We start from the raw sequence: 10,861 nt of genomic DNA, 5'->3' as shown, positions 1-10,861 counted from the left end.
GAAAGTTTGTTCGTTTTTCTGGTTACAGAATGAAAAACAAATTCCGTTCTCAAGATCAGTTGCTTTACGCCAGTCGCGTTCAGCATGCCACAACCCCAGGGGTCCCATCATTCTGAGAAAACCAGCTTTGTATCAACGAATGCTATCTCGGAAAGAGAAGGGGACGGACCAGGACATTGGTTTGGAAGGCGTATAGCAGAGCTGAGCATTTACTTACCTTATAAAACATATCGAATAAACAAATAAGAGGAGGAAGAAACAAATGATAAATTTCGCAGTTATTGGAACAAATTTTATAACAGACCGGTTATTAAAAGCCGCAGAACATTGTGCCGGTTTTCAGCTGTATGGGGTATATTCGAGAACAGCCCAGAGGGCAAAAGAATATGCAGCCCGGTATGGAGCTCCCAAAACGTATACTACGTTGGAAGAACTGGCGGCAGATGAAAATGTAGATGCAGTTTATATCGCAAGTCCTACTTTTTTACATGCTTCCCAGTCTCTTCAGATGTTAAATGCAGGAAAACATGTCCTATGTGAAAAACCGATTGCTTCTAATACATCTGAATTAAAGAAAATGCTGGAAGCGGCACAAAAAAATAATAAAGTGTTATTGGAAGCTATGCGTCCTGTTTTTACTCCCGGTATGAAGGCGGTGGAAGAGGGAATGAAGAAAATTGGAACAGTGCGCAGGGTTCATTTTACCTATTGCCAGTATTCTTCCAGATATGACAAATTCAAAGAGGGGGTTGTTGAAAATGCATTTAAGCCGGAGTTGTCAAATGGGGCGATTATGGATATAGGAACCTATTGTATTTATGCTGCGTCTTATTTGTTTGGGAAACCAAAAGAAATGAAAGCTGTTGGTGTGCAGCTGGAGGGCAGCATTGATGGTACGGGTTCTGTGCTCGCAGATTATGGCGACTTTCTGGCGGAACTCGTTTATTCTAAGATAACTAACAGTTATCAGGTCAGTGAAATTCAAGGGGAAAAGGGATGTATGATCATTCCGCATATTAACATTCCGGAAGAAGTAAAAATCCGTTATTATACAGGGGAAGAAGAGTGCTTATTTGCAGAAGGACTGCAGGATGATATGCAGTATGAATTAAATAGGTTTATGGGTTTTATGAATCATAAAGAAGAAAAAGAAATTAAGATTTACCATGAGGCCAGTCTTAATACTATGTGGATGATTGATGAAGCGCGCAGGCAGCTTGGAATAAAATTTCCTGCAGATTTGAATTAATCAGAATGGAAGATGGCTGTAACACGAGCCGCTGGGGTCAGACTGGATACAAATGGTTTCAGGAGGTTTTCCTGAAACCATTCTTTTGTAAACATCCATTTTCTTTACATTTATGTGTCTATAGCCTGAGGTATCCGTGGAAATATTAGATAACTTATAAATGGAAAGACCGGTAACGGTTAAAGCAGGCAAAAATCTCCTGATCCCTTGGCATAGCCAGATTCACGGGGAGGTAACTGCCGGATACAATGCCTGACAGCCCTTTGCGTTCAACCATACGGCGTATGGTTGAGACAATACTGCGCAGGTCATTTCTGCCATCCAGCAGGTGGTTCTCGGCATATGCCAAAATGTAGCCAAGTGCGGCTGTCTGTTCGGAATCTACAAGCTGCTCTACGAAGCGTAAGTCTATTGCTTCGTGATTAATCAGTAAAGAATCTTTACCCATAGTCTTCATTTTCAGTCGGTTGTTGTTTTTGACATCGGGGTTGGGACTGGCGGCACGTTTGTAGGAAGGCATAGGTGGTACTGATTCCGGCTGTGTTACTGCGGGAAATGCCTGAGCTTCCTCTTTGGCAAATGCTGTAATCTCTTTAGGTTCGTATCGGTCCATCTGCAAAATACAGTCTGCGATATGAAAATAGGATCCGGAACTGCCGGCAACTATAATGGAGGAGATTCCTTTTTCTTCAAACAGATAACGAGCTCTTTCAATAAAAGGAGTAATCGGTTCCTGATTCCGGTGTACAACACGCTGCATCAGTTCATCCCGAATCATAAAATTGGTAGCACAGGTATCTTCATCAATCAGAAAGAGCGAAGTGCCGCTTTCCATTCCCTCTATGACATTTGCCGCCTGGGAAGTACTGCCGCTGGCATCTTCCGTACAAAATGAGGTGGTATCTTTTTTGTTTGGCAGATTGTTGACAAACATTGAAATGTCTGTGCTTTTAATGCTTCTGCCGTCTTCGGCGCGTATCTTTAATGCCGAATTCTCCGTTATGACATATTCTCGTCCGTCACCGGAAATGTGGTTGTAAACGCCCAGTTCCAGGGCCTTTAAAAGAGTGGATTTACCATGGTAGCCACCGCCGACGATTAAGGTGATTCCTTTTTTTATACCCATTCCGCTGATACTTCCGCGGTGGGGGAGCGTGAGCGTAACCTTTAAGGATTCCGGAGAAACAAAAGCAATTCCATCCTTCATGGGTCTGGCTGAAACACCGGATTCTCTTGGCAGAATAGACCCATCTGCAACAAAAGCAGTAAGTCCCAGCAGGGGAAGCTGTTCCCGGATATACTTCTGGTCTTCTGCGAGTGAGATCACTGCTTGTACTTTCCCGGGATTTAATTTGCCATAGAACAGCGTACTGTTTACGCAATCCGGTAGGAAATCAAAGAGAATACGAATCAGTTGGGAGGCGTTGATGGTTCTTCCGTTTGCCGGAAAACCGGCTTCAAATCTGACGAGTACCTTACCCGTGGATGGATCTATTTCACAGGCAGTCCGTTCCAATATTTCCTGTCCGCAATGGCTGACGGTAATCAATCCGCTTTTGCCGGAACCTTTTGCCTTGAAATTATACTGGCTGATTTTCTGACTAAATAAACGAAGCAGGTAATCCTGTAAAGCAATGCGTTTATGCGGGCAGTCAAATAAAATGGAAGGAAATCCCGCTTTTTTGCCGTCTACAGTCACGCTGAGTTTGGAGGGTGATGCAAAAGGATCGCCCTGAACATGGTCGATATTTAAGGTGTAAGTGCTAAAATCATAGCTGCCCCGGGTATCTTTGTATGCGGGATAGCTTTTGTGATCAATTGTTTGAAGCAGACGCTGCAGATCATTTGAATTTTTCATCTATGTCAGATCCTTTCTTTAGAGCAAATTATAGGTGTTCTTTTCTAAAAAACATATTACAGTAAAAGATGGAAAGATACAAGTATTTCGTTACGGATCTATTTGGGTTTTGCTGAATAAGACGCTTTGCGGGGATGGAAGTTATCGTCACAAAGCGTCTTAATCAGTAAAACTATATTGTTTTTTAAAGTTTTTTAAGGTATAATAGCGAATACAAAGCTTTAATTCGGAAGCAAATATTTAGAAAGATTGAGCTTGTCTGAAGAATCTATGCACAGATTGGTATGTTCAAACAAGCGGCAGGTAATTGAAATGAATTTAAGAAAATTAACACTGGAACAAGTCAGGGAAATTTATGCAGAACACCTGGTTTTTGATTTTCCTGAAGCAGAGGTAAAACCATTTTCACGTATCGAGGGTATGTGGAATGAAGGAGTTTATTCAGCCTATGGTTTATTTAAGGAAGAAGAGCTGACAGGCTATGCACTTTTTGTAACACCAGGAGAAGAACATTATGTTCTGTTGGATTATTTTGCAATATGCAGAGATAAAAGGTGTGGTGGATACGGCAGCCTGTTCTTAGAACTGCTTGCAAACAATATGACTCATGTGAAAGGAATTATTCTGGAGGTAGAAAATCCTGATTTTGCAGAAAAAGAAGTAGATCTGGGGATCATGCTGCGCAGAATAGCGTTCTATGAGAAAAACGGACTGCATCAGACGGAGATCACAAGTAAGCTGTTCGGTGTAGAATACCGAACCATGATTCTGCCATTTAACGGGGAAGACGAAGTAAATGTCTATGAGGAATTAAGCAGAATTTACCACTGCATGTTTGAGGATGCTGTTTTTGAGAGATGGGTGGAAATAAGAGATAAGAAATAAACAGAACTTGAAATGTTACAGGGTACCATCAGAATCCGTCTTGTTTTTGACAAGCGGGGCTGATGGTATCTTTTTTTAGGCTTTGCCGACATATTCTTTCAATGTATGTTCCATTTCATCCATGATTTTGCAGGTGTCAGGATTTTCATAGGGAATGCGTTTTATGATACGGCTGATAAATTGATGTTCCTCTATAATCTGCAGGCTTTCCCGGAAATTAATGTCAAAGAAATAAGCCAGATAGGATATCCAGTAATCGATCAGTGTTTTTCGGTCAGAGGAAAGGACAGATTCGTTTCGAAAGAAACTGTCGGCAACAGCCGGGCTGACAGAAGATAGTCCTACTTCAGCCGGGGAAGCGCCCAGAAGAACTTCAATGGATTCTTCCAGTTTCACCCGGCAGTTATCTAACTTATCGGCATCCCGAATCAGTCGGGAATGAAGTAAAGTGCGGGAATCGTCTATAACCGGCAGGGTAAAATCACTGTGATGTGCAATTGCAGTTTTAATGATTCCATCCCATTGACTGTCTTCTACGAAACGGCGGATCATTCCATCTTCAAACAGAATCTGCACTCCATAGGAGGCATGGTCCATGGTATCCGGTTGAAAGCTGTCATAGCGTTTTAATTGTTCAAATCTTCCGATATCATGCAGCAGAGCGATAATTTTTGCCAGGCCGACATCTTCCGGTGAAAGCTTCATTCGGTCTGCCACCTCCTGACTATAGTCCATGACGCCATAGGTATGTATGATTTTCAGATTGATCTTATCGTTATTGCGGTCATAGCCATCTAAGTATTTCTCAAATTCTTCTTTTGCCTTTTTAAAGTCGATCATAATAATTCCTTTCTGGGTTTGCCATAATTAATGAAATACTACTGATAAAGATAACATAGATGGGGGAATGCTTCAAGAGAACATTACATCCTTCCTTGAACTGCAGAACAATTTATGCTTATTAATTTTTGTCAAACTGTGACGATCATCACCGACTGATGAATCCTCCTGGGATATAATAATTAAGAAAAGCAATAAAAATGATACACAAGAGGAAAAGGAAGGAGATTTATATGTTTCAAGAGGAAGTAGGACTTGTAGGAAATGCATCAAAAGCGAAGGTAAGTCTGCTAAAAAATAATCCGTTGGGCTATTTTCTGGCGTCTATATTTGGAGGGATGTACATAGGATTTGGTATATTGCTGATATTTACTGCAGGAGGGCTTTTAAATGCTGCAGGCTCACCGGCGACTAAGATTGTTATGGGAGCATGTTTTGGCGTTGCTCTGAGCCTTGTTGTGATTGCAGGAGCAGAGTTGTTTACCGGCAATAATTTCGTTATGACCGTTGGGCTATTCAGAAAAGAAGTGACATTGAAAGATACCCTGGCTTTATGGGTAGTCTGCTGGGTCGGGAATCTGCTGGGTTCTGTTATAATAGGTGCGTTATATCATGTTACGGGACTTGCAAATGGTCCGGTTGGAGAGTTCATAGCAAAGACAGCAGAAGCCAAGATGGCAGTTTCTTTCTTGCCATTGCTGACAAGAGGGATATTATGTAATATACTGGTATGTATAGCAGTATGGTGCGGATTTAAATGTAAATCCGAAGCAGGTAAGTTAATCATGATCTTCTGGTGTCTGTTTGTGTTTATTACGGTTGGATTTGAGCACAGCATCGCAAATATGACTCTTTTAACCGTGGGACTTTTTGATCCATATACTTTTGCAGTCAGCCTGGGAGGATTTGTGTACAACCTCTTAGTGGTTACACTGGGCAATATGATTGGAGGAATCTTTTTCGTAGCTGTTCCTTACTGCGTGATAGCAAAGCAGAGAAAAAAATAATCAGAGATAAGGAGCACCTGTATGAAAGAGATATCCATAAATGAAATAAAAAAATTAGATTTTTTCCAGGAAATCCCCTGCAGCATGATTCAGACGATCTTAAACCAGTCCATGGTGGTATCTTATGAAAAGCCAGAGGTCATTTTTCATGCGAAGGATAATGTGAACTTTGTGTATATTATTATCAGTGGAAAAGCATCTATTTACAATATAACGAAACATGGAAATCGCAAGATTATTTTCATACTGGGAAAAGGGAATCTGATCAATCATAATATTTTAAGTGAAAAGCCGGTATCAGTATTTTGTGAAGCGGTCTGTCCGTTAAAGCTGCTTCAGATCAGAAAAAAGGACTTTTTAAAATGGATGGACCAGGAGCCGGCTTTGATGCATGCGGTAATGAGATCCTACGAGCGCTATCTGTGGAGAATGAGCCATCAATTGAAAAATACCACAGGCAATATGTACCTGGAACGCAAGATAGCTGCAAAGCTCTGGAAGCTGGGACGTGACTTCGGCGTGGAAACAGAGGATGGAATTAAAATTGATGTGGAGCTGACCATGAACCTGCTGGCTGATCTGTTGGGAGCTCCCCGTGAAAATGTATCCCGGGCATGTAAGAACCTGAGCAGCAGAGAGCTGCTGATCTATAAGAACCGGCATTTTATTCTACCTATGCCGGATGAACTGGCGGCATTTTATAAGTCATAGAGCGACTGGAAAATAACCCAAACTTTTTAATTGCGCTCAGGCACACTTTAAAATAAAAAAGGGAAATAAATATATAAGAAAGGAAAAAGACTATGGGAAATCTTTTAAAAAGAGAAGAAGCAGATCAGTTTTTGATCAGATTGTCAGAATCGTACGATGTTTATGCACCCATGGTATTCGAAGGAGAAGGCTGCTTTTCAGATACGGATGTAATCCGCTATGGTAAGATCAAATCCTTTAGCGATATCGTATGGGATAAGAAATCGGAGTACAGCTTTAAGGAGGTATTGCTGCCTGTTTCAGATACCATTCTTTATTTTACGGAGAAAGAAATGAAAGTCCCGGATCAGGATGAGAAGAAAAAAATCATTCTGTTACGTAGCTGTGATCTGCATGCATTAAAACGTCTGGATGAAATTTATCTGAATAACGGAGTTGAGGATTATTATTATAAACGGATTCGGGAAAATACCCGGTTTGTTTTGATGGGATGTACCACTTCTTTTGACTCCTGTTTTTGCGTAAGTATGGGAACGAATCAGGCGGAAGGATATGATGCATATCTGAAAATGGATGAAGGACACGTATATCTGGATTGCAGGAATGAGGAACTGCAGTCTCAGCTAGAGGGTTTTGAAAGTAAACAAGAAGAGCGTACAATTGATTTTGTAACAGAAAATGAAGAAAAAATAGAAATCCCGGAAACTTTGCCAGCCGGAATCCAGGATGCAGAGTTTTGGAAAGAGTATGCGGGAAGATGTATCGGCTGCGGGCGCTGTAATTTCGTCTGTCCGACCTGTACCTGTTTTACCATGCAGGATGTGTTCTATAAGGACAATCCGAAAGCAGGCGAGAGGCGAAGAGTCTGGGGTTCCTGTCAGGTGGATGGATTTACAGACATGGCTGGAAACATCAGCTTCCGCAAAGACCAGGGCCATAGGATGCGTTTCAAGGTGTTACATAAGGTATACGATTATAAGAAACGTTTTGGCTATCATATGTGCGTAGGCTGTGGACGCTGTGAGGATGTGTGTCCGGAATACATTTCTTATATTGCATGTATCCGCAAATTAGCAAAGGAAAAGGAAGGGGGAAATGAAAATGTGTAATGAATATATCCCTTTTTTATCAGAAATTAAAGAGGTAAAGAAGCATACAGAAATAGAATATACCTTTCGGATGGCTTATGTGGGAGATGTAAAACCGGGTCAGTTTTTTGAAGTGTCCATCCCTAAATTCGGAGAAGCGCCGATTTCCGTCAGCGGCATCGGAGAGGACTATGTAGATCTGACAATTCGTAAAGTAGGGAAAGTTACCAATGAGATTTTTGAAAATCAGGTTGGGCAGAGTCTGTTTATGCGCGGTCCCTATGGAAACGGTTTTGAACTGGAAGATTACAAGGGGAAAGAATTGATTATTGTTGCCGGAGGAACCGGAGTATCCCCGGTAAAAGGTGTCATTGATTACTTTGGAGATCATATTGGTGAAACGAAAGGTATGAGCGTGATTGCCGGTTTTAAGGGACCAAAGGATATTCTGTTTAAGGACAGTATCAAACGATGGGAAAATCAGATGAATCTTACGATCACGGTAGATAAAGCAGATGAGCCCGGTTATAAAGAGGGGATGGTTACCGCCTATATTCCGGATCTTGAAATCCGTGATTTGGATCAGGCTGCTGCAATTGTAGTAGGTCCTCCTATTATGATGAAATTTACCGTAATGGAATTGCAGAAGCGCGGTATAAAAGAAGAACAGATCTGGATTTCCCAGGAACGTAAAATGTGCTGCGGAATTGGCAAATGCGGTCACTGCAAAATGGACGATACCTATATCTGTCTGGATGGTCCGGTATTTAACTATACCAAAGGCAAAAATTTATTTGACTAAGGAGGTGTCAGAATGGATATTAATACAAAAAAGATAAAGAAAAATGCTTACCGTATCTCTAAGGAACGGGGCATCACCGCATCCAGAGTGCGAGTTCCGGGCGGAAAATGCAATGCAGAAGTCTTAGGCATGGTAAAGGAGATTGCTGATAAATACGGCAATGGAAATGTGCATTTGACAACCAGACAGGGTTTTGAAATAGAAGGAATTTCATTAGATGATATTGATAAAGTAAATGAAATGCTCCAGCCGATTATCGAAAACCTTGGAACCAACCAGATCAATCCCAATACCGGATACCCATCTTCCGGGACGAGAAATGTATCTGCATGTATCGGAAACCGTGTCTGTCCTTTCGGTAATTATAATACAGCTGCATTTGCCAGAAGAATAGAGGATGCAATTTTTCCGAATGACCTGCACTTTAAAATTGCCCTCACCGGATGTGCCAACGACTGCATCAAAGCAAGAATGCATGATTTCGGAATTATCGGGATGACACTTCCGCAGTATGATCCAACCAGATGTGTTACCTGCGGAGCATGTGTCAAAGGATGTGATAAGCTTTCGGTAAAGGCACTTTCAAAAGAAAATGAAAAGGTCGTAAGAAATGAAGAAAAATGTGTAGGCTGCGGCGTCTGTGTTACAAAATGTCCAACCCGTGCATTTACCAGGAGTAAACAAAAGTATTACCGTCTGACAATCATGGGCCGTACCGGAAAGAGAAATCCCAGACTGGGAGAAGACTTTATGGTCTGGGTGGATGAAGATACAATTATCAAGGTTATTTTAAACACCTATAAATTTGTGGAAAAATACATTGACCGTAATGCACCGGGCGGTAAAGAACATGTGGGATATATCATTGACCGCGTGGGATTTACGGAGTTTAAAAAGTGGGCATTAGAAGGTGTAGAGCTGCTGCCGGAAACGATTGTAAAAGAGCATGTTTACTGGAGCGGGATTCATTATTGCTAGAGCGAATGAATTCAGCTTAAATATGGGTTTCGCTGATTAATGACGCTTTGTAGATGGAGGTAGTGTACGGAAAGATGGGTGTGGGAAACTGGCATGGGCTCCGTCAGCTGGCCGCAAAACTGGTATTTTCTAACCTTCCCGGAGCACTTTTTGGCGGCACGCGGGCATTCGCTCCGAAATCCTGATGCATTTCGCAGCTCAGTGCCCGCTTAGTATCCGATGGGAGCCAGTCGAATACTATCCGCCAAAAAACACTCCGGAAAGGTAAGTAAATACTCAGCTCTGCTCTACGCTTCCTCCGCCCATACCAGTTTCCCACACCCATCTTTCCGAGATAGCATTCGTTGATACAAAGCTGGTTTTCTCAGCCTGGTGGAGACCCTGGGGCTGTGACGGGCTGTTTGTTTTTGGATGCAGCAGAGTGTGTTTCGGCAGTGCAGTGTGAAATGTGTGAAATAAGATTAAAGTATACTTGTGTTCCTGTTCATAGACCTAACTGGCTTTAGTGCTGTAACCAAAAATATATGTAGTAGAATGAAGAAACAAGCTGTAGTGAGAAGATCAGCTGCTTTATGTATTTTATATGTTCTATGCCAATAGCGTTCAGCATGCCACAACCCCAGGGTCCCACCGTGCTGAGAAAACCGAGGGCACTGAAAAACATATGTTTTTAAATCCTTCCTTATTAATAAAACACAAAATCCACCAGACTCAAATTTTTCTGGTGGATTTTTGTGCATTTTCTATGGATGATTCCTTTTTCTGAACTAGGGATTCCTTTATTTTTCCCCCATCACTTTCATGATTCGTTTGAGGTTCACTGCAAATGTTGCCATCGCTCCCTGCATTTCCATGCCAATAAGACCTGATGATGACGCAACGTCATAACCATGTCTATGTTTTAACTCGCTGTTTTTTGCTTCTATCTTATAACGCTCTTTTACTTTTTCTTTAAAATATTCCGTTTCCTGAAATTGTGCCTGTTCGCTATGGGTATCACTGATGACCGTCTCTGTATATGTCTTTTTTTTCGCTCCCTCTTTGTAGCATCCTTCTCTATAAAGGCATTTTTTACATTTTTTTATATCAAAAGTATAGGTTATCCGCGCATTCCTGCCCTCAGCTTTTTGTTTATTCAGATATTTATGGATTGCCATATGCCCTGCTTTACATTGATACATTAAAGCATCTTTGTTAAATTCAAATTTATCTTCCTCTTTACGATTTCCTTGTGTAACATTACTGCATAATCTAGCGACCAGTTCATAATCTTCTTCTCTTGCAGCATCTATATTTTTTTTGCTTGCATATGCCTTGTCACCAATAACTGTTTTAATCTCCATTCCTGCTTCCCTGCTTTTCTGTACCAGGGCTGCCAATTCCTTTCCATCCGTTTTCTCTCCGCTGGTTATTGTGGCAGCTGTAATAATTCTTTCTTCCGTC

11 protein-coding genes are annotated in these 10,861 nt (G+C 41.5%); 8 read left to right on the top strand and 3 right to left on the bottom strand.

What is annotated here, in order from left to right; translation table 11 throughout:
* Positions 1 to 262: 262 nt before the first annotated feature.
* On the top strand, positions 263 to 1,249 hold the full coding sequence (locus RHS_RS25090; protein WP_047834718.1) for a Gfo/Idh/MocA family protein: 987 nt from the start codon (positions 263 to 265) through the stop codon (positions 1,247 to 1,249).
* Positions 1,250 to 1,403: 154 nt separating this feature from the next.
* On the opposite strand, the gene RHS_RS25085 is transcribed toward RHS_RS25090, so the two are convergent.
* Entirely contained in the window at positions 1,404 to 3,107 is a 1,704-nt protein-coding gene (locus RHS_RS25085; RefSeq protein ID WP_047834717.1) for an ABC-ATPase domain-containing protein, read from the bottom strand.
* 312 nt (positions 3,108 to 3,419) lie between these two features.
* Between RHS_RS25085 and RHS_RS25080 the strand changes: the two genes are divergently transcribed.
* On the top strand, positions 3,420 to 3,992 hold the full coding sequence (locus tag RHS_RS25080) for an N-acetyltransferase (protein ID WP_047834716.1): 573 nt from the start codon (positions 3,420 to 3,422) through the stop codon (positions 3,990 to 3,992).
* Positions 3,993 to 4,067: 75 nt separating this feature from the next.
* On the opposite strand, the gene RHS_RS25075 is transcribed toward RHS_RS25080, so the two are convergent.
* Positions 4,068 to 4,829, bottom strand: coding sequence for an HD domain-containing protein (locus tag RHS_RS25075; RefSeq protein WP_047834719.1), 762 nt, complete (start codon positions 4,827 to 4,829; stop codon positions 4,068 to 4,070).
* Between the two features lie 236 nt (positions 4,830 to 5,065).
* Here RHS_RS25075 and RHS_RS25070 point away from each other — a divergent pair, with 236 nt between their 5' ends.
* From RHS_RS25070 to RHS_RS31940, 6 genes are all read left to right on the top strand, one after another.
* A complete protein-coding gene (locus RHS_RS25070; RefSeq protein WP_044297067.1) occupies positions 5,066 to 5,839 on the top strand; it encodes a formate/nitrite transporter family protein in 774 nt (257 codons plus the stop codon).
* A gap of 21 nt (positions 5,840 to 5,860) precedes the next feature.
* Positions 5,861 to 6,550, top strand: coding sequence for a Crp/Fnr family transcriptional regulator (locus tag RHS_RS25065; RefSeq protein WP_047834715.1), 690 nt, complete (start codon positions 5,861 to 5,863; stop codon positions 6,548 to 6,550).
* 92 nt (positions 6,551 to 6,642) lie between these two features.
* Positions 6,643 to 7,659, top strand: coding sequence for an anaerobic sulfite reductase subunit AsrA (gene asrA / locus RHS_RS25060; RefSeq protein ID WP_047834714.1), 1,017 nt, complete (start codon positions 6,643 to 6,645; stop codon positions 7,657 to 7,659).
* On the top strand, positions 7,652 to 8,440 hold the full coding sequence (gene asrB, locus RHS_RS25055) for an anaerobic sulfite reductase subunit AsrB (RefSeq protein WP_027294728.1): 789 nt from the start codon (positions 7,652 to 7,654) through the stop codon (positions 8,438 to 8,440). The genes asrA and asrB overlap by 8 nt, the downstream gene beginning before the upstream one ends.
* A 12-nt stretch (positions 8,441 to 8,452) precedes the next feature.
* Positions 8,453 to 9,418 carry a sulfite reductase subunit C gene (gene asrC, locus RHS_RS25050; protein WP_047834713.1) on the top strand — a complete coding sequence of 322 codons (966 nt, stop codon included), beginning with the start codon at positions 8,453 to 8,455 and terminating at the stop codon, positions 9,416 to 9,418.
* 62 nt (positions 9,419 to 9,480) lie between these two features.
* Positions 9,481 to 9,603 (top strand): hypothetical protein, encoded by a 123-nt coding sequence (locus RHS_RS31940; RefSeq protein ID WP_395023525.1) that lies wholly within the window; start codon positions 9,481 to 9,483, stop codon positions 9,601 to 9,603.
* Between the two features lie 594 nt (positions 9,604 to 10,197).
* On the opposite strand, the gene RHS_RS25045 is transcribed toward RHS_RS31940, so the two are convergent.
* On the bottom strand, positions 10,198 to 10,861 hold a 664-nt coding region (locus RHS_RS25045; RefSeq protein ID WP_047834712.1), incomplete at its 5' end, for a transposase.

Source organism: Robinsoniella sp. RHS (assembly GCF_001029355.1).
In the GTDB taxonomy this organism is placed as follows: Bacteria; Bacillota; Clostridia; order Lachnospirales; family Lachnospiraceae; genus Robinsoniella; species Robinsoniella peoriensis.
Note: the sequence above shows the minus strand (reverse complement) of the source record. Positions and strands in the feature narration are given on the sequence as shown.